Source organism: Desulfovibrio desulfuricans, from assembly GCF_004801255.1.
Lineage (GTDB): Bacteria > Desulfobacterota > Desulfovibrionia > Desulfovibrionales > Desulfovibrionaceae > Desulfovibrio > Desulfovibrio desulfuricans_C.
The window spans coordinates 2,080,904-2,105,571 of the sequence record NZ_CP036295.1 but is presented as its reverse complement, the minus strand read 5'-3'; the positions used below and the strand labels follow the sequence as shown (position 1 = coordinate 2,105,571).

Annotated in this window: 19 protein-coding genes; 7 read left to right on the top strand and 12 right to left on the bottom strand. The window is 55.8% G+C overall.

Going from position 1 to position 24,668, the window contains the following annotated elements; translation table 11 throughout:
* Positions 1 to 35: 35 nt before the first annotated feature.
* From DDIC_RS08765 to DDIC_RS08745, 5 genes are all read right to left on the bottom strand, one after another.
* Positions 36 to 1,133 (bottom strand): HD domain-containing phosphohydrolase, encoded by a 1,098-nt coding sequence (locus tag DDIC_RS08765; protein WP_136400088.1) that lies wholly within the window; start codon positions 1,131 to 1,133, stop codon positions 36 to 38.
* Positions 1,130 to 1,726, bottom strand: coding sequence for a PqiC family protein (locus DDIC_RS08760; RefSeq protein WP_136400087.1), 597 nt, complete (start codon positions 1,724 to 1,726; stop codon positions 1,130 to 1,132). Before DDIC_RS08760 ends, DDIC_RS08765 begins: the two co-directional genes overlap by 4 nt.
* Positions 1,726 to 2,694, bottom strand: a complete 969-nt coding sequence (locus tag DDIC_RS08755; protein WP_136400086.1) for an MlaD family protein — start codon at positions 2,692 to 2,694, stop codon at positions 1,726 to 1,728. The genes DDIC_RS08760 and DDIC_RS08755 overlap by 1 nt, the downstream gene beginning before the upstream one ends.
* Positions 2,691 to 3,449, bottom strand: a complete 759-nt coding sequence (locus DDIC_RS08750; protein ID WP_247647600.1) for an ABC transporter ATP-binding protein — start codon at positions 3,447 to 3,449, stop codon at positions 2,691 to 2,693. The genes DDIC_RS08755 and DDIC_RS08750 overlap by 4 nt, the downstream gene beginning before the upstream one ends.
* A gap of 127 nt (positions 3,450 to 3,576) precedes the next feature.
* Complete coding sequence (locus tag DDIC_RS08745; protein WP_247647433.1) at positions 3,577 to 4,686, bottom strand: MlaE family ABC transporter permease; 1,110 nt, start codon at positions 4,684 to 4,686, stop codon at positions 3,577 to 3,579.
* Between the two features lie 111 nt (positions 4,687 to 4,797).
* Between DDIC_RS08745 and polA the strand changes: the two genes are divergently transcribed.
* Positions 4,798 to 7,596, top strand: a complete 2,799-nt coding sequence (gene polA / locus DDIC_RS08740; protein WP_136400084.1) for a DNA polymerase I — start codon at positions 4,798 to 4,800, stop codon at positions 7,594 to 7,596.
* 376 nt (positions 7,597 to 7,972) lie between these two features.
* Here polA and DDIC_RS08735 read toward each other — a convergent pair whose 3' ends face one another.
* On the bottom strand, positions 7,973 to 8,491 hold the full coding sequence (locus DDIC_RS08735; protein WP_136400083.1) for a prolyl-tRNA synthetase associated domain-containing protein: 519 nt from the start codon (positions 8,489 to 8,491) through the stop codon (positions 7,973 to 7,975).
* A gap of 560 nt (positions 8,492 to 9,051) precedes the next feature.
* Here DDIC_RS08735 and DDIC_RS08730 point away from each other — a divergent pair.
* The 4 genes from DDIC_RS08730 (at position 9,052) to DDIC_RS08715 (ending at position 12,598) form a co-directional block, all read left to right on the top strand.
* Positions 9,052 to 10,068, top strand: coding sequence for an alpha-hydroxy-acid oxidizing protein (locus DDIC_RS08730; RefSeq protein WP_136400082.1), 1,017 nt, complete (start codon positions 9,052 to 9,054; stop codon positions 10,066 to 10,068).
* Between the two features lie 747 nt (positions 10,069 to 10,815).
* On the top strand, positions 10,816 to 11,409 hold the full coding sequence (locus DDIC_RS08725) for a chromate transporter (protein WP_136400081.1): 594 nt from the start codon (positions 10,816 to 10,818) through the stop codon (positions 11,407 to 11,409).
* A complete protein-coding gene (locus DDIC_RS08720; protein ID WP_211088865.1) occupies positions 11,406 to 11,942 on the top strand; it encodes a chromate transporter in 537 nt (178 codons plus the stop codon). The genes DDIC_RS08725 and DDIC_RS08720 overlap by 4 nt, the downstream gene beginning before the upstream one ends.
* Positions 11,943 to 12,121: 179 nt before the next feature.
* Positions 12,122 to 12,598 (top strand): cupin domain-containing protein, encoded by a 477-nt coding sequence (locus tag DDIC_RS08715; protein WP_168732514.1) that lies wholly within the window; start codon positions 12,122 to 12,124, stop codon positions 12,596 to 12,598.
* A gap of 58 nt (positions 12,599 to 12,656) precedes the next feature.
* Here the strand turns inward: DDIC_RS08715 and DDIC_RS08710 are convergent, their stop codons facing one another.
* From DDIC_RS08710 to DDIC_RS08685, 6 genes are all read right to left on the bottom strand, one after another.
* A complete protein-coding gene (locus DDIC_RS08710) occupies positions 12,657 to 13,631 on the bottom strand; it encodes an NAD(P)-dependent oxidoreductase (RefSeq protein ID WP_136400079.1) in 975 nt (324 codons plus the stop codon).
* Positions 13,632 to 13,763: 132 nt separating this feature from the next.
* Entirely contained in the window at positions 13,764 to 14,507 is a 744-nt protein-coding gene (gene larB, locus DDIC_RS08705) for a nickel pincer cofactor biosynthesis protein LarB (protein ID WP_136400078.1), read from the bottom strand.
* A 21-nt stretch (positions 14,508 to 14,528) separates the two neighbouring features.
* On the bottom strand, positions 14,529 to 15,428 hold the full coding sequence (locus DDIC_RS08700; protein WP_136400077.1) for a LarC family nickel insertion protein: 900 nt from the start codon (positions 15,426 to 15,428) through the stop codon (positions 14,529 to 14,531).
* 71 nt (positions 15,429 to 15,499) lie between these two features.
* On the bottom strand, positions 15,500 to 17,515 hold the full coding sequence (locus tag DDIC_RS08695) for a methyl-accepting chemotaxis protein (protein ID WP_168732513.1): 2,016 nt from the start codon (positions 17,513 to 17,515) through the stop codon (positions 15,500 to 15,502).
* 534 nt (positions 17,516 to 18,049) lie between these two features.
* A complete protein-coding gene (locus DDIC_RS08690; protein ID WP_136400075.1) occupies positions 18,050 to 19,357 on the bottom strand; it encodes a lactate racemase domain-containing protein in 1,308 nt (435 codons plus the stop codon).
* Positions 19,358 to 19,428: 71 nt separating this feature from the next.
* Entirely contained in the window at positions 19,429 to 20,652 is a 1,224-nt protein-coding gene (locus DDIC_RS08685) for an MFS transporter (RefSeq protein ID WP_168732512.1), read from the bottom strand.
* 1,062 nt (positions 20,653 to 21,714) lie between these two features.
* On the opposite strand from DDIC_RS08685, the gene DDIC_RS08680 reads away from it, so the two are divergent.
* Both DDIC_RS08680 and DDIC_RS08675 read left to right on the top strand, forming a co-directional pair.
* Complete coding sequence (locus tag DDIC_RS08680; RefSeq protein ID WP_136400073.1) at positions 21,715 to 23,358, top strand: AMP-binding protein; 1,644 nt, start codon at positions 21,715 to 21,717, stop codon at positions 23,356 to 23,358.
* A gap of 66 nt (positions 23,359 to 23,424) precedes the next feature.
* The gene (locus DDIC_RS08675) at positions 23,425 to 24,657 is read left to right on the top strand and encodes a CaiB/BaiF CoA transferase family protein (RefSeq protein WP_136400072.1); all 1,233 of its coding nucleotides are present in this window, start codon (positions 23,425 to 23,427) and stop codon (positions 24,655 to 24,657) included.
* The last annotated feature ends 11 nt before the right edge of the window (positions 24,658 to 24,668 follow it).

Genomic DNA, 24,668 nt, shown 5'->3' with positions numbered 1-24,668 from the left:
TGGGTGCGGCGGTTGCGCGCGCAGCCGCCGGCGCCCTACATGTCGGAATACTTGCTGGCGATATTGCGAAAGTCTTCCTGCAGGGCGACAAAGGCGTCCACAATGTCCGGGTCAAACTGGGTTCCCCGGCCATCCACAATGATGCGCACGGCTGTCTCGTGCGGCATGGAGGGTTTATACACGCGTTTGCTGCGCAGCGCGTCGTAAACGTCGGCCACGCTCATGAGGCGTGCCGAAAGCGGGATTTCCCTGCCCGACAGCCCGCGCGGGTAGCCCTTGCCGTCCCATCGCTCATGGTGGCAATAGGCAATGTCGCTGGCGATGCGCAAAAAGGAGTTTTCGCCCAAAAATTTGTCTGCCGAGGCCAGCACGGCGCGTCCGTGGGTGGTGTGCTCCTTCATGGCCTCGTACTCCTCGTCGGTGAGGGGGCCGGGCTTGTGCAGCACGGTATCGGCAATGGCCACCTTGCCCACGTCGTGCAGCGGGGCGGAGAGGTAAAGCCACGAGATGGAGTCCAGGTCCAGCTCGTCCCTGTACTGGGGCAGCTGGGAAATGTAGAGGGCCAGGGTCTTTACATAATTTTGCGTGCGTTTGATGTGGGCGCCGGTTTCGGTGTCGCGCCATTCGGCCAGGCTGGCCATGGCGTGAATGGTGGCCTCCTGGGTGAGGGCCAGCTGGTGCGTGCGCTCGAACACCATGTCGTTGAGGTGGTCGCGATAGCGTTTGTATTTGAGCTGGTTGGCTACGCGGTTGCGTACAAGGGACGAGCGGAAGGGTTTGGTGATGTAGTCTTGCGCGCCCAGCGAGAGGCCCTTGGCTTCGTCTGTTTCTTCATTCTGGGCGGTGATGAACATAATGGGGATATCGCGCGTCTGCGTTTCGTCCCGCAATTTTCTGCACACTTCATAGCCGTCCATGCCGGGCATGATCACGTCCAGAAGGATGAGGTCCGGCGGCGGCTGGTATCGGGCCAGCCGCAGGGCGTCCGGCCCGTTTTTGGCAAACATGATGGTGTATTTGTCGCGCAGGCATTCGCTGAGGATACGCAGGTTTTCCGGCGCATCGTCCACCAGCAGAATTTTGTTGCACCGTTGCTCCCGCGCGGGGTCGTCTGCATCCTCGGCCCTGGTCATGGTTTGCTCCGTGTCAGTTCCGGCAGTCGGTTGCCCAGATGCTCCGCCATGCGACGCACCATGCGGCTTTCCGCTGCGGTGAGCGTGTCGTAGGTTTTGCCGTTTACCGCTTCTGCGTCTGCATAGATGCCGCGGGCGATCACGTCGTCGTGACGGTTTTTAAGCGTCCAGCGCGCTTCAAGCACGGCGCAGGAGTCAAAGTTGCCGTCCAGGCGCTGCAAGTCGATCAGCAGCACATAGTCCGCCCTGGTGTCGTCGCCTGCCGCCAGCACATTAAACCCGGCCGCAAGCATGGGAGGGGTAAGCACCTCCTGCACCACCCGGCGTACGCCGTGCGCCACAGGCTCGGCCCAGGCGTGAAACTGCGAGACTACCAGCTCGGTCTGTCCGTTCACGCGGCTGACAATACTGTTGCGGTCCAGATAATCCGGTACGGTAACCTGCGCCACCCGCAGATTTTTGCTGGGCAGGCTGTCGGCCTTGACCGGGTCGAGCGCGCTTTCTAGCAGGAAGTAGCGCGTGGGCGCGCTGCGTCCGCAGCCGCTCAAAAGCGCAAGCAGCACAAGCGAGAGTATAAGGATATTGCGTTGCATCAGCGTGTTCCTTGCTTACCCCGGAGCAGCGCTTCGGGATTGCGTTCAAGCGTTTCGGCCAGGGCACGCATGGCGCGCATGGCATCGGTGCTTTCCTTGAGAAGACGGCGCAGGTCGTTCATGGTGGGCGAATCGCGCCCCAGTATGCCCTGGGCCGAGGCCGTGGCCACGCGCAGCTGATCCGCCGCGACGGCCATGCTCTGCATGCCCTCGCGGAAGGCGATCATGGTGGCGGGCAGCTCTTTTTGCACCGAGTCGCTGGCAGAACTCAGGTTGTTGAGAACCTGCTCCGTATTATTGCGTATGGAGCCAGCGTGCAGAATGCCGTGGGCCTCCTGAAAGGTTTCGGTAAATGCCGTGAGCGCCCTGCCAAGTTTGTCGTCGCTCAGGCCCAGAGCCAGGTTTTGCAGCACGGCGCTTAGTGAGTTGACCATCTGCTCAAGCGGCATCTGCGAAAGCGTGCTCTGCAGCGTGTCGATGGGCGAGGGGATGGTGGGAATTTCCATGTCCGGCGTAGCGGAGCGGAAGTTGGCCGCCGTGGACGGATAGAAATCAAGCTCCACGCGGTACTGGCCGGTGATGAGGCTTTGCAGCTGCAGGCGCGCCCGCAGGCCCCGCTGCACCATGCGGCGGATGATCTCCTGCTGAAAAGATTCCGAAGGCGTGGCCGTGCCGCTGGCGCGGACAAAGCTGCGCTCGTCGATGCGCACGTAAACGGGGATGGTCACGTTGGAGTCGCGCGAATTGGCCACCAGGTTGATGCGCGTAACGCTGCCCATGGGCACGCCCCTGAACACCACCGGCGCGCCGGTAGAAAGCCCGCTGACCGAGCCGTCAAAGTACATGACGTATTCAAGGTCATTGCTGAAAAGGCGACCTCCGCCCAGCAGGATGATGCCCATGACCAGCAGGGCAAGGCCCCCCAGCACAAAAGCGCCAACAGTCGTCTTGTATGATTGCGAGTTCATCGGGCTTGTTCCTTGTGTGACGTTGACGCCTGCGCGTCGTCGGCCTGCGCTTCAGTATGCCCGCGCATGCCGCCTCTGGTCAAAAAGAGCATGGCGCTCTGGTCGGTGGAGGGGTTCTTTGCCATCTCGCTGGGGTTGCCGCTGGCGGTGACTGTTCTGCTTTGCGCATCAAGAAAAATGCTGTTGCGGGCAATGGTAAAAATGCTCGACAGCTCGTGCGAAACAATGACAAAGGTCGTGCCCAGGCTGTCGCGCAGCTCGAGGATAAGGTCGTCCAGCAGGCGCGAGCTTACGGGGTCAAGCCCCGCGGAGGGCTCGTCCAGAAAGAGTATCTGCGGGTCAAGGGCCAGCGCGCGCGCCAGACCCGCGCGTTTGCGCATGCCGCCGCTGATCTCCGAGGGGTAATAGTCTTCAAAACCGGCCAGACCCGCCAACGCCAGCTTGAGCGAAGCCTGCTCCCTGATTTCATCTTCAGACAGGTCAGTGTACTGCTGCAGGGGCAGCCCCACGTTTTCCGCCAGGGTCATGGAACTCCACAGCGCGCCTCCCTGAAACAGCACGCCTGTGCTGCGCATGATGCGGCGGCGGCTTTCTTCCGTACCGTTCCAGAAGTCTTCGCCGTTATAGGCGATGCTTCCCTGTTGTGGTTCCTTGAGGCCCATGAGCACGCGCAGCAGCGTGCTTTTGCCGCAGCCGGAGCCGCCCATGACCATAAAAATGTCGCCCACGCGCACGTCAAACGACACGTTGCGCATGAGCACAAACGAGCCAAAGCCCACCGTGAGGTCGCGCACCCGTATGCGTATGCCGTCATCCGCAAGGGCTCCCTCGGCGGCGCTCAGGCGGGAAAGGTCGATGGAAGGTCGCGCGGCGTCGGGCATGTTACACTTCCAGCACGTTGCAGATGATGGTGATGATGGCTGTGGCCACAATAATGCCCACAATGGCCTGCACCACCGCGGTGGTGGTGGCCTGGCCCACGGCCTGGGCGCTGCGCCCGCAGCGTATGCCCTGATAGCACCCGGCCACGGCCACAATGGCGCCAAAAACCGTTCCGTACACAAGACCGATAATCACATGCTTGAACGGAACCATCTGGATGGTGGCGTTGACGTATTCCAGCGGGTTGAGGTGCAGCATGGCCGTGCCCACCAAAAAACCGCCAATAATGCCCATCAGGTCTGCATACAGGGTCAGCAGGGGGATCATGGCCATGAGGGCCAGCACCCTCGGCAATACCAGAAAATCGTGGGGAGAAATGCCAAGCGTGGAGAGGGCGTCTACCTCTTCATTCACCTGCATGGTTCCGATAAGGGCGGCGTAGGCCGCGCCCACCCTGCCCGACATGACAACGCCGACCATGATGGCACCCATGACTCGCAGCATGCCTATGCCCACCAGCCCGGCAACGTATATCTGCGCGCCAAACTGGGTAAGCTGCACAGCGCCCACAAAGGCCAGAATAAGGCCAAACAGCAGGCTGGTCAGCGATATGATGGGCAGGGCTGCCACCCCGCATTCGTGCATGGCCGCAAACAGGTCCATGGGGCGCATCTTGGCCCGGCCCAAAAACAGCCGCCAGATGGAAAGCACCACTTCGCCAAGAAAATTAAGAAAATCATAAAGCTTGGGCGGCAATGCCAGCACGCTCTCGCCCACGCGGGTCACAAAGCCCGCCGTGCTCTTGCTGCGGGCCGAGCCCTCCTTGGCGGGTACGGCAAAGGCCAGCTTGATGAGGCGCTCAAGTCCTTCGGGCAGCTCGGTGCGCAACGTGAGATTGCGGACGCGAGCCGCTTTGACCATCTGTACCACAAAGACAAGCAGTGTGCTGTCCCACTGCCCAAGGGCCTCGCTGGCAAGGCACACTTCGCGGATGCGCTGGTCGGCGGTCTGGGACAGGGCGGCGGCTGCCTCCCTGGGCCAGGGTTCGTCCATATTCCAGCGCCCGCCAACGCACACGCGCAACAGCGGCCCCTGAACAGATACGGTCACTTGCGGACTTGTTTCCATCACTATACTATACGCGTAGCGCAAATTCTTCGCAAGCGTCCATGCCTGCGCACCGTCTTGCAATCTTTTGAAAACCCAAACCACCGGGCAATCATGTCGCTGAAACAACGCCTCAATCTGTCTGCCGAGCCGCTTTTTCTTATGGACGGCTCCGCCTTTATCTACCGCGGGTTTTTTGCCAACAAAAACATGCAGCGTTCCGACGGGTTTCCCACCAACGCGCTGGTGGTGGTAACCCGCGTGCTGTTGCGCATTTTGCGCGACGAGCGCCCCGGTCTTTTTTTGTTTGTCAAAGACGGCAAGGGCAAAAATTTTCGGCACGACCTGTTTCCGCTGTACAAGGCCAACCGCGACGCCACGCCTGAAGATCTGGTGCGGCAGATGGAACCCATTGTGCGCATGGTAAAGGCGCTGGGCATACCCGTGGAAATTTCGGACGGCTGCGAGGCCGACGATTGCATTGCCTCGCTGGCGGCGCGGTTTTCGGCCCAGAGGCCCGTGATTATCGTGAGCGGCGACAAAGACCTCAAGCAGTGCCTTGGCCCCAACGTCTACATGTGGGACCCTGCCTCCAAGGAAGAAAAACTGCTCTCAGCCGCCGATTTTACGGCAGAGAGCGGCCTGCGCCCCGACCAGTGGGCCGATGTGCAGGCCCTTGTGGGCGACACGAGCGATAATATTCCCGGCGTGCCGGGCATCGGCCCCAAGACGGCGCAGAAGATTTTTGAAATCTGTCCCACGCTTGAGGATATCCGCGATCATTTTGCGCTGCTGTCGCCAAAAATTCAGGACAAGCTGCGCGATCACCTTGAAAACATGTTTTTGTGGCGGCAGCTTACGTCGCTCTCGCTCGACACCTGCACGGAGCTGACCATTGACGACATGACCGTAGCCCCGCTGGACGAAGCCCAGTGCGCGGCCATGGCTGACGAATTTGAGCTGCACGCCCTGCGGCGCGACATGGCTGCTCTGGCCCGCCTGCAACACCGCGCCCCTGCGATGGCCGAGGCCGCCCCGCAGCGCGCGGGCAGCACTGCCAGCCCGACAGGAGGCGCTGTACCCGCTGGTGCGGCATCACCCAACGATTTTGCGTTGCAGTCTGCTGTGTCGCGTCCCGCCCAGCAGGGCCTGCTGGACGTCTCAGCGGACAAGGCCGTTGCGAAGCCGCGCCCTTCAGCCGGAGCTGGCCCTCAGATGAGCCTGCTTGATGTGGCCGACGAGCCGGAAGCGCCGCTCATAGGCCAATCCGGGCTGTTGCCCTCCTGCGCCGGGCGCGAGGTGGCGGTGGTCTGGCCCGGCGGGCAGGGCAAGCCCCCGCATGTGGGCGTGGCTGGCAGCGACGATTTTCGCTGGGGCGGCTCCACAGACGATTTGTGCACCTGGCTTGCCGGGGCGCAGCGACTGGTGACGGCTGACCTCAAGGCGCAGCTGATTGCCGCCGCCTGCTGGTGCAAGCTGCCAACCGAAGCCACGCCTCCCTTTTTCTTTGATCTTGGTCTGGCAGCCTACCTCATCAACCCCGAGGAAAGCGACTACGGCTGGCCCCGGCTGGCGGTGCGCTGGGGCGCGCCCCTGCGTGAAGGGCAGGGCGGCAACGGCCCGGCCAGCATGGCTCTGCGCATGGCTGCCGTTATGGAGCAGCGGCTGGAGGCCGATGGCCTGCTTGAACTCTACCGGGCGCTTGAGCTGCCGCTCACGCCCGTGCTGGCCCAGATGGAAGCGCGCGGCGTGGGCATTGACGCTGCAGCTTTTCAGACTTTTCTTTTAGACGTGCAGAGCGAGATTGACCGTCTCACGCAAGAAGTTTTTGCCGCAGTGGGAACCACCTTCAACATCCGCTCGGCGCAGCAGCTCGGCGAGGTGCTTTTTAACGCCCTCAAGCTGCCCTCGCCGCGCAAAACCCGTGGCGGGCAGGCCTCCACCAGTCAGGAAACACTGGAAAAGCTGGCGGGGCAGCACCCTGTGGTCGAGAGCATCCTGCAGTTTCGCAAGCTGGAAAAAATGCGCTCCACCTACCTGGACCCGCTGCCGCGCCTTGTGGATTCTCGCGGGCGCATCCATACGACCTTTAACCAGAAGGCCACGGCCACGGGGCGGCTTTCGTCCAGCAACCCCAACCTGCAGAACATCCCCGTGCGCGGGCCGCTGGGCAAGCGCATGCGTTCGTGTTTTATCGCCGGGCCGCAAAATCTGCTGGTTTCCGCCGACTATTCGCAGGTTGAGCTGCGCGTGCTGGCCCATATGTCGCAGGACGCCGCGCTGCTTGAGGCCTTTCGCAACGGCGAGGACATCCACGCCCGCACGGCGGCACTGGTGTACGACCTGCCGCCAGGCGAGGTAAGCCCTGACCAGCGGCGCAATGCAAAGACCATCAATTTTGGTCTTATCTACGGCATGGGCGCGCAAAAACTGGCGCAGGAGCTGAAAATCAGCTCCAACGAGGCCAAGGAATTCATTGCCCGCTACTTTGAGCGCCTCACCGGCCTCAAGGAATTTTATGAAGAAGTCGAGGCCGTTGCCAAACGGCAGGGCTATGTGACGACCCTTGGCGGGCGGCGGCGCCTGTTGCCCGACATCCATTCCGCCAACGGCCAGAACTATGCCCTGGCGCGGCGGCAGGCTATCAATACTGTTATTCAGGGATCAGCCGCCGACATCATCAAGCTTGCCATGCTGGCTGTGGCCCATGATGCAGAGTTGAAGCGGCTTGATGCGCGGTTGCTTTTGCAGGTGCACGACGAGCTGCTGCTGGAAGTGCCCACGGACGCGGCTGCCGCTGCGGGCGAGCGGGTGGCGGCGCTTATGAGCGGGGTTATGCCGGGGGGCGCGGCTTTGTCTGTACCGCTGGTTGTGGACTGGGGGCAGGGGCGTGACTGGGGCTCCGCCCACTAGGGGGCGCAAGCGTCTTTTGCCCTCAGGCTGCGTCATACAGCGGCGGCTTTTTCGGTCGAGTGCTAAAGAGCACACTCCCTCAAAGTCGCCTTGTCTTTCTTGCCTGAGAACAAAATCCATCTTGCGCCGGGAAAGCGGGGCATGGGGCGCTTTTTGTTTCTGGCTGCGTCAAAACGGTTTTTTATTCCGGTCGAGTTCTAAAGAGCACACTTCCTGCATAAAAAACCGTTTTTTCTTGCCAGAAAGCAAAAATCCCCGCCATGACAGCTTCTTACATGCACGAAAAAAACTAAGGGGTAGTTAGATTTTGTGTGAAAATCTCAAATGGAGAAATACAGGGATTTTTTGCCTGGGATAAAAATAGATTTGACGCCTCTTATATCGGTGACCTTACCCCGCGCAGAGAGAGCATATGGATACGGTTTCCGTGTGCGGCAACCGCTCGGTGCAAATCTGCAAAAGAAATCCATACCGTTGCCGTGTTGTCATTGGGGTGCACGCCCAGACATGGGTTGCCCTCAAGCGTGGAATCAAATACCAGCTCAACATCGCGGCCTTCATCATTGAGAATGCCAAAGGGGGTTACTTCTCCCTTATGCAGCTTAAGGTATCTGGCAAGGCGCTTCTCGGACGCAAAGCTGAGTCGGGATGTTCCGAGTTTTTGCTGCAAGATGTTCAGCGGGGCTTTTTTGTCGTTGGGTATGGTGACGAGAAAATGCCGTTTGCCAGCGGAATCTCGCATGAACAGGTTTTTGCATACCTCGCCCATGAGCTTGATACCCGAGTTTAGCATCTCCTCGATGGTATAAACCGCCGGATGTTCCGTTATTGCGTAATCCACGCCAAGTTGTCCCAAGTGGCGAAGAACATTTTTTCGATTTTCCTGCTGATCCATGTGAACTCCTGAAATATTTGCCCTAGCAATACCACCGATTTTTGGGGTAGCGCGCAGAATCATTCAATAAATGTCAAGGCACAGGCAACAACGTCCGTTGCAGGTTTGGCATGCCCTTGACACTTAGTAAAGTTTTCGCGTGATTGCCTGTATCACGACGGGGCAGGGCAATGTGTTTTACATGCGGCAGTGTTGCATAAAAATACATTGCAACAGGGCCATGGTGGGCGAAAAGACGATACAAAATTACACATTATTATCATCAAAGACATCCATATTCTCGGCAGCATCTGGGCGCGGCGTTGAGTCTTGCCGCGCGAAGTCTGGTGGGAAATTTGCACTATAGCTTATTATTTTATTGTATTTGTTGAATTTTATGGTATTATTACGTGCCGCAAGATCATGAACATCGTATTTTTGTTGCATTTTGTGTAAAGCGGGCGTATTCTTATAAATGACAAACTGTCAGTCATGTTGTTTGTATTGATAGTAAGCTATTGCGGTTTTTGCTATCATTGTAGATAAGCAGACCGTATTTTTTAATTATAATGGAGATTCGTATGAAAGATATTCGCCAGAAAGCCAAGGAACTCATGCGGGGGTCTTGCCGTCTTTGCCCCATTTGCGACGGTCGAGCGTGCGCGGGCGAGGTGCCCGGCATGGGCGGGCTGGGCAGCGGCACTGCCTTTAAAAACAACGTCAAGGCCTTGGCGGAGATCGCCCTGAACATGCGCCTCATCCATACAGCCAGCGCTCCCGACACATCCTGTAGCTGCCTTGGGCTGAACCTGGACATGCCCGTAGTGGCCGCACCTATTGGCGGCATGTTCAATTTTAATGATGCCGTAACCGAAGAGCAATATGTCGAGGCCGTGGTGCAAGGCTGCAAGGACGCGGGCGTGATCGGCTGCACCGGCGATGGCGTGCCCCCGGTAATTACCCAGTCTGCTTTTGCGGCCATAACTGCGGCCAAGGGGCACGGTATTCCTTTTATCAAACCCTGGGAGAGTGACGAGCTTGACGAAAAGCTCGAACGCTCTTTTGCCAGCGGATGCAAGATAGTGGGCATGGATATCGATGCCGCCGGCCTGATTACCCTGCGCAAGATGGGGCACCCCGTTGGCCCCAAATCCCCCAAGGAACTGGCCGCGATTGTTGAAAAAATCCATAAGGCCGGTTGCAAGTTTATCCTGAAGGGAATCATGACGGTCGCGGACGCCAGGGAAGCTGTGGCGGCCGGGGCGGACTGCATTGTTGTTTCCAACCACGGCGGCCGTGTGATGGAGTATGCCCCCGGTACTGCGCGGGTGCTGCCTGCGATTGCCAAAGCGGTTAAGGGCCAGATAACGATCATGGCGGACGGCGGCGTGCGCAGCGGGGCCGATGTGTTCAAGATGCTGGCGCTTGGGGCCGACCTTGTGGGCATTGGCCGTCCGATTGTCTGGGCTGCCATAGGCGGGGGAGCTGCGGGCGTAAGCAAGTATATTGCCCAGCTCAAGGGCGAACTGGTGCAGACCATGGTTCTGACAGGCTGCAAGGACATTGCCGCCATCAACGAAGACGTCATTTTTGCATAGGGCCTGCGAACCGAGGTAAAATCCTGGGATCCGGCTTTGCGCATAATCGTCTTGCCAGAGGCGGCAACCGTGCATGCGCGCACGTGAAATAAAACATGCGGCAAAGCTTCTTGGATTGCCTGCGGGTTTGCAAAAAAACGGAAGGATTGGCCCCGGAGCGCCTGCGTGCGACTCTCCCCCAGTCCTCTTTGATGCTGGTGGGGCTTGTTACGGCGCAGTGCGGACGTTACCAACGGTATTGGTTCTTCTTTTGCGTGGCAAATTCGCTGTCGCGTTTGGTGAGTGGGTGTACGTTTGCGCGTATGCCCACTCATCTTTAGCTGTGGGTGCAATCGTATTTGACAGGTTCGCCCTGCTGTGGCCGCTTCGCGCGCAGTTTGATCCCCAGTATTCTTGACGATATAGTTACGCCGCATGCCCGGCAGTTCTTTTGCGCATCCCTGCTGAGGGCGGCGTACCGTTGGGGAGAGCTTGCGGCTGCACGGCATCCGCGCGGCGGGGCGCCCGGAGCGTTGCGGTCGCGGCTTTCAGGCTGGCTCTGGGCAAGGTGCAATTTGACAAGCTGGCGGGTTTCTTCGTACCTACTGCAGAGATGGCATCTGTCTGCCGTGACCACCCTGTGCGGTGCTAGCTGCCCTCAATAACACCGCCTCCGCGTCGAGATACTCGACAACGCCTGTCTGCTTCTGTCTGCCCGCGTATTTGCCCGTCATTTCATAGCCATCTGAAAATCCAAAGGGTTCATTGATGTTGAATGCTGTGCAAAAGCAATCACCCGAAAACCGTACGCCTATAGGGGTAAAGGACATATTTTTTGCCTTTACGCAGATAGGTTTAACCAGTTTTGGCGGAGGAATGAGCGGGCGCATGATGCGTCTTTTTGTTTACGAACGTCACTGGATGGATGAAGAATCCTTTTTGAACGGTCTTGCCCTGTCGCAGGCATTGCCTGGGGTTAACGTGTCAAACATGGCAATCTGGATTGGTTATCAGCTGGGTGGATCGCGTGGGGCATTTGCGGGCATCATGGGTATTTTGTTTCTTCCGGCCCTGCTCATAGTGCTGCTTGGAGTTTCATTTGCCCAGCTGACCCAGTTTCCCGTAACGCATATCGCCTTGGCCGGGGCGGCGGCAGCTGCAATCGGGCTGTCAATATCAATGGGCATCACGGCTGTGGCTTTGCTGCCGCGTCGCATTTTTCCGCTTTTACTGACGGTGATAACGTTTGTTGCGGCTGGCATATTGCACTGGTCGTTAATCTGGACAGTTGTGGTCTGCGGATTTGCCGGAGTTGCCATGGAATATTGGCGCGCATTGAAAAAGCCAGAGGAACACAAGTGAGATCTGAATTTGCACTCTGCATTGATCTGGCGCGTGTGTTCGCTCCACTTTCGCTGGCTGCTGTGGGAGGCGGGCAAGCTGTCGTGGTTGATATTCAGCACCAGGTGGTTGATGTCCATCGCTGGATGACGGCGACGCAGTTTCTCAACGATTTTGCCATTGCGCGTATGGCGCCGGGGCCAGGCTCACTGCTGGCGACACTTATAGGCTGGCAGGTTGCTGGTTTTTGGGGGGCGCTGGTAGCAACCGTGTGCATGTTTGGTCCAACGGCACTGCTTTTGTACGGCATTGCCCGCGTGTGGAAAAATCACAGGGGGGCACGCTGGCAGGTGGCCCTGGAAGCAGGCTTGCGCCCCGTTGCCGCAGGCATGGTTCTGGCTTCAGCCTATGTACTTTTGCAAAGTCTTGAGGGCGGGTGGGCGGCCTATGTTTTTGCCGCAATTTCGACGCTGTGCGTCATGTACACGCGCATCAACGCCCTGTGGCTGCTGGCGGTGGGGGCTGCAGGCATGGTGCTTTTGCAATACTTCTAGCCTGCGGAGCATGACGCCCCCGTCTGTTGGCATGACTCTGCGTGTCTAACCTGTTAAGTTGAGGACGCAGCGACATATGGGATATGGCGCAAGTAGTCGGTACTGGATGGGGATAAATGCGTCAACATAAAAACGGCTACGGTGCGGCCCTGGGGCGGCAGCGGAAAGTGGAGATTTGCGTGTTCAAAAAAAATTGGGTTTTCGGTGTGGTGGCGGGGCTGGTCATATTTGGGGCAGGGTTTTGGGCTGGCGGCAAGGAGCGGGTCGCGGGCATTGGCCAGGCCATTGCCGCCACGGCCCCTGCGGCGGGAGTGAGCAAAACCCTACTGTTTGAGGCGGTACGGTCATGGGATGGTACGGAATACGGAGCTTACCCGACGGGCAACGCGGACATTAAAATTGTAAAGATCGTGATTCCGCCCAACTCGCGGCTCGCAAGCCACACGCACCCCATGCCCAACATCGCCTATGTGCATAAGGGCAGCCTGACCGTAAAGAGTGAACGCGACAACCAGGAGCAGCATCTCACGCAGGGCGATTTTTTGGCCGAGATGGTCAACAAGCCGCACTATGGGTACACGGACAGCGAGGGCGCCGAGCTGCTTATAGTTTATTGCGGCGTAACCGGGCAGGAATTGTCGTTGAGCGCGCAGTAAGTCTGACCAGCGCGCCTGAAGCCTGCGGGGCAGAAAAAATACCCGGATGGCATGGATATTATATTTCGTAATACCCCTGGCCTTCGTGCATCTTTAACAGGTTGTCCAGACTGTCGCAGACCATTGAATTGATGTTCGTCTCGGTAAAAAAGGCCATGTGCTGCGTCATGACAACATTGGGAAACTGGCGCAGGTAGGCCATATTGCGGTTTTTTATGATGTCTGTAGTACGGTAGCGGTGGTAGATGTCGCGCTCTTCTTCAAACACATCCAGCCCGAGCGCCCCGATCTTTTCAGACTCCACCCCGGCGATAAGCGCTTCGGTGCGCATCAGCTCGCCTCTGGCCGTGTTGATCAGGATGACGCCGTCCTTCATTTTGGCTAGCGATGCGTCGTTGACGATGTGCCGGGTTTGATCGGTCAGCGGAATATGAAAGGTGATGATGTCGCTCTGACGGAAGATTGACTCCATGTCGGTGTATTGCGCCAGCGCGGCCAGATCGGGCTTCTGGCTTTTGTTGTAGGCCAGTATCCTGCACCCAAAACCGGCAAGAAGGCGCACCACGCAGGAGCCTATGCCGCCTGTGCCCACCACGCCCACGGTCATTGTTTTGAGCTCCTTGCCTTTCAGGCCAGCCAGCGAGTAATCGTTGGTGGCCACGCGGTACAGCGAGGCCTTGTAGTGGCGCAGGCTCAATAGCATGAGCAGGATTGTAAATTCGGCCACCGCATCTGACGGGTACAGGGCATTGGCAACCTTGAGGCCTATGGATTTTGCGTACGCCACGTTGATCTGGTCGTAGCCGGTTGTGCGGGTGGTGATAAACCGTATGCCCCGGCTTTTCATGATGTCGAGAACAGGCGCGTCCAGAGCGCTCTCAAGAACAGAGACCGCGTCAAAGCCCTCGAGCGTGCGTGCGAGGTCGGCTGTGAGCTTGTTTTCACTGAGCTCAAGGGTGTACCTGCCGGATGCGACGGCCTGACAAAAATACTGTTCTTCCCAATCCTTGACTTCAAATACGGCTATTCGCATATAGTGTCCTGTTGCTGAAAAAATACGGCTGTGCAGTGCGCTGTTGCTGTAGTGTGATGGCTGCAGCGGAAAAGCCCGCAGTGTAATGCGACAGTCTGGCCTCTCGGCGTTTACTGCAGTGTTTTTGTCATGTTACGCATTGGCTATTCTGCAAGCGGCGCAGGCGGCCCCAAAACCATTGTCTATATTTACCACAGTAACGCCGCTCGCGCAGGAGGTGAGCATGCCAAGCAGTGCTGAAAGGCCGGCAAAGGAGGCTCCGTACCCTACAGAGGTGGGAACAGCAATAACTGGCTGCGGTATCAGGCCGCCCACAACACTGGCCAGCGCACCCTCCATGCCCGCAACCACAATGACAACCCGCGCGGAACGGATGGCGGGCAGGCACGTCAGCAGGCGGTGAATGCCCGCTACGCCGACGTCGGAAATTATGCGGGTCTTGCACCCCAGCATGCCGCAGGTTACGTGCGCCTCTTCCGCAACGGGCAGGTCGGACGTGCCCGCTGTGACAATGGCCACCTCGCCCTGCTTCCACACCTGGGGGCTTCGGGCCAGGGTCAGGGTACGCCCCAGCCGGTTATACTCGGCATCCGGACATAGGGATTGGACATGACTGGCCATCTCGGGCGAAACGCGCGTGGCAAGTATGTTGCCCTGCGTGCCCGGCAGACAAAATATTTCGGCCACCTGTTCCGGCGTTTTGCCCTCGCCGTAGACCACCTCGGGAAATCCGTTCCGCAGGGCGCGGTGCGCGTCGAACTTTGTATGCCCCAAATCCAGAAAAGCTGAATCACGCAGGGCATTCATGCCCTCAGCTACGGAGAGCCCGCCGTTTTTAACGGCTGACAGCAGGTCTTGCAACATGTCGTTTGTCATTTGTCGTACCTGGAAATTGCGCTACATATGGGCAGGGCAGTCGTCGCTTGCAAGGAATACCCGCAGCATGTTGGGGCGGCTGGATTGACGGTGCCCTATGCCATAGCCCGTTTTGCTGGTGGACATGGCTGGCGTTGAGGTAAAGCGGCTGGTCAGCGCCGCTATGATGGCCGCCCCCGTGGGGGTTGTCGCCTCGTGGTCTGTGCCGCCCCTGGTTGTGGGCAGCCCATGGACTATCTCTGTCGTTGCCGGGGCCGGTACAGGCATGACGCCATGGGCGCAGTGGACAAGCCCGCTGCCAAGCTCGATGGCCGAGGCCCACACGGCATCCACCCGCAGCGCGTGAAAACAGATGGCCGCGCCCACGATGTCCACAATGGAATCTGTTGCGCCCACCTCGTGAAAGTGCACCTCGCCGACCGGCTTGCCGTGAACTTTGGCCTCGGCCTTTGCTATGAGGTCAAAGATGCGCAGACTCGTCTGCTTTACCTCTGGCTTCAGGTCGCTGGACATGATGATGGCTTCTATGGCGGCAAGGTTTCTGTGCTGCGCGTGGTGGTGCTCATGGCGGGCGGCGCTGGCGACAGCATGGTCATGCGCGGGGTGGTGCTCCGCATGTCCGGCATGCTCGCATGATGGCTCTGCGGCATGGTCATGATCGTGGTCATGCGCAAGGTCATGTGCAAGGTTATGAGCATGACCACGATCGTGGTACTTTTTCCCGTCCTGACAGACATGCACCTGCGTGCCCTTGATGCCGCTGCAGGCGCAGGTGGAGACCTTCAGCTCAAATTCCGCACCCAGGCCAAGTTTGTCCAGCTCGGCCTTCAGGTAGTGCGGGTCGACTCCCAGATCAATCATGGCCGCCATGTTCATGTCGCCGCTGATGCCGGAAAAGCAGTCATAATAGAGTATGTTCATGATATACCGTAAAGGGCCAGCAGCGCAGCTTTGCATTGCCGGCCCTTTTTTTGTGTTGATGGTTTTGCCGCCTAACCGTTTTTCATTTCCCTGATCAGGGCGCTCAGTTTTTGCGCCTGCTGGGCCAGGTCGGCCACGGCCCGCGCGGATTCGGTCATGGCCTGGGTCGTCTGCTCGGACATGCTGTTGGCGTGCTCAATGGAATTGTTGATGGCCTCGCTGGCCGCCGACTGCTGCTCGCAGGCAACGGCGATGGCCCGCACCTGCCCGGCTGTGGATTCCACATCGCTGACAATCAGCTGCAGCGCTTCTCTGGATTTGCCCGCGCAGCCTGTGGCCGTTTCAACCTGCTGCAGGGCGTTGTCCATGCCGGAGACGCTTTTTGTCGTACTGCTCTGGATGGCGGTAATGGCATTGCCCACATCCTGCGTGGAGGTCATGGTTTTTTCCGCCAGTTTGCGCACCTCATCGGCCACAACGGCAAAGCCGCGCCCTGCGTCGCCCGCGCGGGCCGCTTCAATGGCCGCGTTAAGCGCCAGCAGGTTTGTCTGGTCCGCAATGTCTGAAATAACGCCCATTATGCGGTTGATGGCCTGCGCGTGTTCGTTGAGCTGGGTCATGTCTTTTTTCAGCTCCATGGACACTTCGTTGACCTTGGCAATGCTCTGCAGGGATTCCCGCACGATGTTTGCCCCATCCTCGGCGTTCGCCTTGGTTTTTTCAGACATGCTCGACGCGCTTGAGGCGCTGGCGGCCACATCGTGCACAGCGGCGGTCATCTGGTTCATGGCGTCGGCGGCCTCAGCGAGGCATTGGGCCGACTCTTGCGTGGTCTGGTGCGACTGCGCGATTTGCGCCGACAGCTGCGTTGATGCCGAAGAAATGATTGACACCACTTCCTCGAGCTGGCCTGCGGCGGCAAGCATGCCCTCGCGCTTGGCTTCTTCCGCCTGGCGGCGGGCTTCTTCCGCCTGTTCCATGGCTGTCTTGGCCTTACGGGTCTGCTCCTCGGATTCCGTCGTCTTGATTTCGGCGGTGGCCACCATTTCTTTAAGCTTTTCAACCATGATGGACAGGGAGCGGCCAAGCTTGCCAAGCTCGTCCGTGCGGTTGATTTCAAGCTGCTTGCCAAGGTCGCCCATGGTGACCGCCTCGGAAAATGCGACGCACTTTTGCAGGGCGGCCAGGATGGGATTGACGATAAAAATGAGGATCAGACACACAAGCCCCACGCCGACGCCGCTCAAAACCATGCTCGATGTCCATATGACCCGGGCAACGGCTGTAGTGTCGTCCTCGCTGACAATGGCGCACACAATCCAGCCGGTGGATTTGACCTTGGCATAGATGGCTGTTTTTCCGTGCCCGTCAAATGAGTACTCAGTGCTGCCGTTGCCGGTGGAGAGCATTTTGCGGCCCCATTCAAAGCGGGAGATGTCGAGCTGCATGATCTGCGCTGCGTCCGGGTGGCTTACCGTGATGCCGTTGCCGTCCACAAGGTACACATAGCCTTTTTCGCCTATTTTAATGGGCGCGATCATGTTTTCGGTAAATGGCGACAGGTCTATGCCCACAATCAGCGCGCCGGTGATTTTACCGTTGCGGATGATCGGCGTTGATATGACGCATACGGGCAGGTTGTTGGCCCGGTTTATAAGCGGGTTGCTTATGTTGGTCTGGCCTGTCATGACCTTTTTAAAATAATCCCTGTCCTTTACATCTATATTGGTAATCCCCGTATCGCTGACGATGCATTTGCCCTGCGTGTTGTAGACGCGGGCTGCGGAAACAAGGTTGCTGGTTGCAACGAGCTTTTTGAGCAGCTTGACCGCATCGTTAAATTCACTCTCTGACGGGCCCTTGTCGGTTAGCAGCCCGTCAAGTATCTCGTTGCCGCTCTCGAGCGCCAGCACGTTGCACACAAATGACAGCATATCATCAAGATTTTTGCTTACGTCCTGTGCCGCAAGCCGGGCCGTGCCAACCAGCACCTGCGATGCCTCATGTGCGGATTTTTGGGAAGAAAAATAGCTTGATACCCCCATGCATAAAACCAGCATGGCTATGGAGGGCACCAATAGCTTCATTCTGACGCTTCCTTTCATATCTGCAGGCTCCTTGTGGTATACGTATTTTTTATTTGTATTCTCTTGAAGTTTTGTATTTCAGATGCGTCCTGGTTGGTTTGTATGCAAAATAAAATCGAAATTGATAGAATTTTTTTGTTAATTATAAATTATGCTTTAATATATGTCATAAATGCTGTAGAATAAAATTATTTGATGTGCGGTGCGTTGTAATAAGCAAGCAGTATACTAATAAACAGAATATTGTTTGAAACATGAATACTGTTTTACTTTATTGTGCGTATATGATGCAGCGACCGCAGGACCGAAGCTTTGCCCATGCTGCCGTAGCGTGGTTGCTGCTGGAGGTTTGTATGCCGTCCATCCTTACCCGTTGTCGCAGGCGGTAGGGATAGCCCGCACGCAACGGGTGAGGATGGACGGCAAGACCGCACAGGGCGTTGCGCACGGCTGGCATGCATTGCCCTGCAGCGCCTGGGTGCCCGGCGCGCGGCACAGGCGGGCAGGCCTTGACGGCTGCCGCGCCGGGCAGGATCAGGCTTCTTCAAGAGGCGTGAGACGACCATCGGCATTGAAATCAAGCTCAAAGGGGCCGCTGATCAGGCTTACGTCGTCCCTGTCCTTGATTTCGTTGTAAATGGCTTCCGAAACGTCGATTTTGGTCATGCAGAGCGTGTTTTTAATATGGGCGACCCGTGGGTGCTCAAAATCGACATTGTCGCCGGTGCGAATGGCCATGATGACGGCATCGCGGTCAGTTTCGGCATAGACCGGAATTTTGCCGCCGTTGGGCCGGTTGGCGGTGAGCACGTTGATCCATGTGGCCCGCCAGTCCACGTCATTAAGCAGCCCACGGGTGGTGATGTCGGCAAGGTTGATGCCTGCGGCGTTGTGGTGCGATTCTGGGGTTATGCCCAGGATAACCAGACGCTTGAGCGTGAACACTTCGGGGAAGTCGCCGGAGTTGTTGCGCCCTACAATGTTGGGGTCGTGCCCGTTGCCGCTGATGTTTTTGCCTATTTCGTCGATGACAAGCACATCGCATTCCTGAAACTTGAAGCGCGGCATCTTGCCCTTGGCGACGACCAGCAGGTCGGCATCCATCTTGATGATGCCCTCTTTGGGGCACACGTCGATATTGCAGACCTCGTCGTAGGCATTTTGCACAACGCCCACGCCAAACATGAGTTGCGGACCTTTTTTGATGAACTTTTCGGCGATGACAGGCAGCACGTCGGGAAAGCAGGCAAAGCCCTTCATGTGGAACATGGACGCGCCCTTGTGCTTGGCCAGCCCGATGGCGATCATTTTTGCCAGGCCGCTTTCGTGCGCACCGCGAAAATCGGTGTGGGGCTTGACCTTGTTGAACACAACAATGCCGTCCGCACTCCAGGCGTTTTTGTCGCAGTAAAGTGGAGTGCCGTCGTCAAGCGCATCATATTGCACCACATCCATACACGATTTGATCGGAACCCCAATGCTCTGCTCGGTGATGTTGTACCCGGCCAGCATCTCTATCTGCCCCTCTGCCGTAGCGCCGCCGTGGCTGCCCATGGAGGGCACGATAAACGGCGCGGCCCCCCATTTTTTAAGCTGGTCGCAGATGGTTTTGGCCATGACGTCAAGGTGGGGTATGCCCCTGCTGCCCACGGTAAGGGCGATGCTTTTTCCTTTGAAGGCCCCCTTGTTGCCGATCTGCGATTCAAGCTGCGCTGCAAGGTGCCCCGAGATGTCCGCAACCCGCTGGTCGTCGTACCGCTGAGTAATGGAATACATTTTGGGGAGCTTGACCTTGTCGAGGCCCTCAACAGGGATGTCGATCGGAGGAAAATTGAACTGCATATGCGGCCATCCTTCTAGCATAGTGTTTAAAATCCGGGCAGGTCGCAAATGGCCTGCCCGGATTGGTTTGCCTAGTCTTCGACCAGTTTTTTGTCAGGATTGATAATCAGCCAGGTCAGCGCACCAGAACCGACGATGCCGGTGCTGATGACAAAGGCGTTTTCCCAACCCACCCAATCAACGAAAAGAGCCGTCAAAATCGGGGCGGCCACACCGGCAATGGTTCCCCAAAAGTTCATCCAGGTGGCAACCGTGCCGCCGTACTTGCCGCCGATGTCCTGGCAGGCCGCCCAGGCGGCGGTAAGGTTAAAGCCAAGGAAACCGTAGCTTAAGGAAAGCAGGGCGATGTTTTGGGCAACCGTGTCGACCTGGGTTGCAAAGTAGAGAAACACAGCGCAGCCGCTCATGCCCAAAAAGCCAAAGGCAGAGCGGGTAAGCTTTTTGGATTTGCCCATCCGCACCAGTTTGTCGCTCAAAATGGAGGTGAGAACGGTGCTGATGGCCGCCGCCAAAAACGGCAAGCCGGCAAGCGCGCCCATCTGCGTAAAGCTCACGCCACGCGATTGCTGCAGGTACAGCGGCACCCACGACATAAACAAAAAGGTTATGTAGTTGTTGGCCATGTACTGAAAGCCAATGGCCCAGAACCTATGGTTTTTAAGGAACTTGCCCCAGGGCGTCTTGATCTTTTTGGACGCCTCGGAAACGGCATCCTGAACGTTGGTCTGTTCAGTAATGATCAGCAGTTCCGCATCATTGATCTTGGGATGCTCGGCCGGGGTGTCTCTGGCGTAGATCCACCACAGCGCAGTGGCGATAAATCCTGCAAAGCCAAATACATAAAAGGCCCAGTGCCAGCTCGTGTGCGTCACCAAAAATACAGTCAGCGGCGGCCCCAGGGCCGGTCCAAGCAGCGTGCCTGCGCTCATCCACGAGTTTGCAATGGCTTTTTCTTTAGAACTGAACCACTTGGCAAAAAAGAAGCCGTTGTTGGGGTACAGCGGGCCTTCGCCAAGGCCAAAGAGAAACCGCACCACTACAAAACTTGCAAAGCCCCAGGCGTGGGGCGTCAAAAATGTAAACAACGACCACCAAAACATTGCAAAAGCACCGTTTTTTCGTATGCCCCATCGCTCGGCCAAAATACCGCCGGGAATTTGGGTCAGGGCATAGGCGGCAAAAAAAGCCGACATTGCATAGCCGAGCTGAACTCGATCAAATTTCATATCTTCCATAATGAACGTAGCGCAGACCGAGAGGTTAACCCGGTCCAGATACGCAACAAGGCATGACATGAAGACGATCCCAAGCAAAAGCCATCGGATTTTACTTGGGGCATGAACTGTGTCGATAGCTTGAGCCATCTTCTACCTCGCCAGTTGTTTTTTCAGTCTCAAAAACAGCTTCAGAACGTTTGAGGAACGAACTTTTTGATGCTCTGCTAAAGAGAGCATTCTCATCGTGTTTTTAAAAAGTAAAGAAATAATATTTTTTTAAAAAAAAGCTATTTTTACAAAAAATATCCGCAACTAATGTAAAATGCAGAATGTAAAAATTAATTTATTGCATTGTATACAATTAAAAACATAATAAGTTGCAATAGTAAAAGTATTCATATGTGACAATTTTTTTTCAAAAATAGATATACTGTCTATTTTAAATAAAATCATGTCCAAAATTGTAAAAGTATGAGTGGTATTTCCTTAGATTGTGATTTTTAGCGCAAACGAGACTTTGGATTAAGATGAACAAAAAAAATTCAAATTGTCGACAATTTGAATTTTTTGAAAAATGGCTGTTGACAGCAAAATGAAAGGAGGCTAGTCGAAAAAACACCAGGCAGTGGTTAGGGCCTTTGTGGATGTGTTTGGGAGAGACAATTGGTATTTGTTTATATTATTCTGTTTTAATTGATTTTTTTTATATGAGAAAAATTTCATTTGATGAAATAGCTATTGAAAAAAAGGTATTATAAAAAAATATGAATTTTTATTGTCGACAATGAATGATAAAATTATTATGACAAGCAGAAGCAGTATTTGTTGTGACTCATAAATGTTAAATCTATTTAATAAGTAAAACAAAAAAATAATAGTTATTTAGTTTTGGCTTTAAAAGAAGAAGCAGTAGTAATTTTGCAATAGTAATTGAATGAATATATATACAACTAGAATTTTTTTTTAGACTTTTACTTTAAAATATATTTTTTATTGTTTTTAATAAGCTGAATTTATCTCACAAATTTTCTGTAATTGACTTGGTAGATGATATTTTTTTTCAACAAATTGAATTTTAATTGTCGACAATGTGAGTTCTAAAGAAATACCTGTTTGGCGGTGCGTGCCCTGACGCGATTTATGAATGCTGAATTTGATCAAGGGGTAAGTATGAGGCCTTTTGCAATGACCATTGGCGACTTTCTCAGCCGCGCTGCCGAAACCTGGCCGGAAACGGACGCCCTGATTCAGGCGAACACAGGCGAGAGGTTGTCCTGGAGCGAGCTTGACGCGTTGACCGATGCCTACGCCAGGGGGTTGTGGGTCAAGGGCCTGCGTGCAGGTGATACCTTTGTGGGCTGGTCGTGTAATTCGGTTTCGCTGATTGTCTGCGGGCTTGCGGCCATCAAACTTGGAGCGGTTTTTGTGCCGGTCAATATCCATCTGACCAGACCGGAGATTGAAGACATTGTCAGCCGCACCCGTTGCGCGTGCATATGTTATGCGGACGGCTACCGCGATGTGGATTACGCGGCGATAGTCGATGGATTGTTTATGGACGGCGCGGACGCCGCCGAGCCATCGACGCTCAAGTTTTCGGTAAGCCTTGGCGACAACTCCATTGCCTCATCTGTGAGCACTGCTGACCTTGCATCTCTGGGCGCAAGCCTTTCCGCCGATTTTTATGCCGGCATCCGCGCAGCCGTCCAGCCGCAGCATGTTTCTTGTATCCTGTTTACCTCTGGCAGTACCTGCCGACCCAAGGGCGTCATGCTTACGCACGACAACCTGGTCAACAACGCCTTTCTCTCTATTCAGCGCCTCGGGCTGGATGCCGCAAAAGATCTGTGCTGCATGGCAGTGCCGCTATTCCATTGCTTTGGTCTTTCTACATGTCTCATTGGCAGCATCGCCTGCGGCGTTCCGCTGGTAATACTTGAGCGGTACAGGGTCTCTGACGTCATAAAATATTGCGAAAAATACAAATGTACTGTCTTGCACGGCGTGCCGACAATGTTTGGAAGACTCTTGGAAGCCGTATCTGCGAGCGGATCAAATAATCTTGTTCTCAAAAAAGGCATTATTGCCGGTTCTCAGTGCAGTGAATCACTTGTGGCTGCCATCGTAAACAGGCTTGGCATGCAGGGGCTTTCCATCGCTTATGGGCAAACGGAAACCTCGCCCTGCTGCACGCAAACATTTCCCGACGCGGATATAGAGCTGAAGTGCACCACCATCGGCGTGCCCTTGCCAGGTGTGGAGATGAAGGTTGTCGATCCGGAAACCGGCGATGAGCTGCTGCCCGGAGAAACCGGCGAGCTGTGGACCCGTGGATTTCATGTGATGAGGGGGTACCTCGGCCTGCACGGACAGGTTTCAACGGTGATGGATGACAGGTGCTGGTACCACACTGGCGATGCTGGATTTGTAGATATGTATGGTGATTGGCATTACTCCTATAGAATTAAAGATATTATTGTGCGTGGTGGTGAAAATATAAGCCCAATGGAAATTGAGTGCGCATTGAAAAAAATTGCCGGTGTTCATCAGGCAAAGGTATTTGGTATTTACTCAAAAGACCTTGGCGAAGAAGCTATTGCAGTAGTTATTCCATATTCAGGATATATGTTGAGTGAGTATGGTTTAAAAAGTGAACTTGAAGGAAAAATTGCTCACTATAAGATTCCAAGTAAGTTTATGATCATTGATGAAATGCCTTTAAATGATAATGGTAAGATCAATATTCAATACTTAAAAGATAAATTAAGTGCTGAATGCGCTTAGTAATAGTGCATTTAAGGTAATAGTAAATTGTTATTTCTGTAGTCACCGCAATTAAGGAGAAAATCAATGTCTGAGAGAAAATTGCTGGAAGGTGTCAAAATTGTGGAGCTGGCAACCTTTATTGCCGTTCCTTCCGCTACGCGCATGCTCGCTGATATGGGCGCTGAGGTTATCAAGATTGAAGGCGCCAAGGGGGACAACCTGCGCTGGACTGCCCCCACCGAGGGACGCCCGCAGGACCATAGCGAAAACACAACCTTTGATCTTGAAAACGCCAACAAGCTGAGCCTGGGGCTGGACATGAAGAGCCCCGGCGGCAGAAAAATTCTTTTTCAGCTTCTGGAAAAGGCCGACATCTTTGTTACCAACTGGCGTCCTCAGGCGCTTGAACGCGCCAAGCTTTCATACGCCGACCTCAAAACTGTTTTTCCCAAGCTTGTTTACGCCAATGCCACCGGCTACGGCGAAAAAGGACCGGACAAAGACCTGCCCGGCTTTGACTACACTGCCTTTTTTGCCCGCGGCGGCATGCTGGGTACCCTGTACCAAAAGGGCACTGTGCCCATGAACGTGGTCCCCGGTCTGGGCGATCACCAGTGCGGCATGATGCTGGCTGCGGGCATTCTTGCCGCCTACATCAACGCCCAGCGCACCGGCAAGGGTGAAAAGGTCTCCACCAACCTGCTGCACACGGCCATCTACACCCAGGGCATCATGATTCAGGGCGCGCAGTACACCGACTACGGCCAGGTGTACCCCATCGACCGCCGCGAAACCATCAGCCCCTTCATCGTGGCCTACAAGACCAAGGATGACCGCTTCATCCAGATCTGCATGCCAGTCTACGACGCGTACTATCCCACCTTTATGAAGTGCATCGGCCGTGAAGATCTGGCCGAAGATGAGCGCTACACCAAGATGGAGGTCGTGGCCAAGCACAAGCGTTCGCCCGAGCTGTACGACATCCTGTGGGATGCCTTCCAGACCAAGACCGTCAAGGAATGGGCCGAGATATTCACCGCCCACGACATCCCCTTCTCCATTGCGCAGACCTGGGAAGAAATCCTCGAAGACAAGCAGGCCTGGTCTGTCGATTCCTTCTACAAGATGCAATACCCCAACGGCAACAACCGTACCCTCGTGCGTATCCCCATTGATTTTGAAGAAATGGGCCTGCCCGAATACAAGCAGGCGCCCCTTGTGGGCGGCGACAACTACAAGATTCTTGGCAGCCTTGGCTACACCAAGGAACAGATCGACGAAATGATCGCCAATAAGGAAGTTTGCGCCTGGAAGTAAGGTGAAATGAG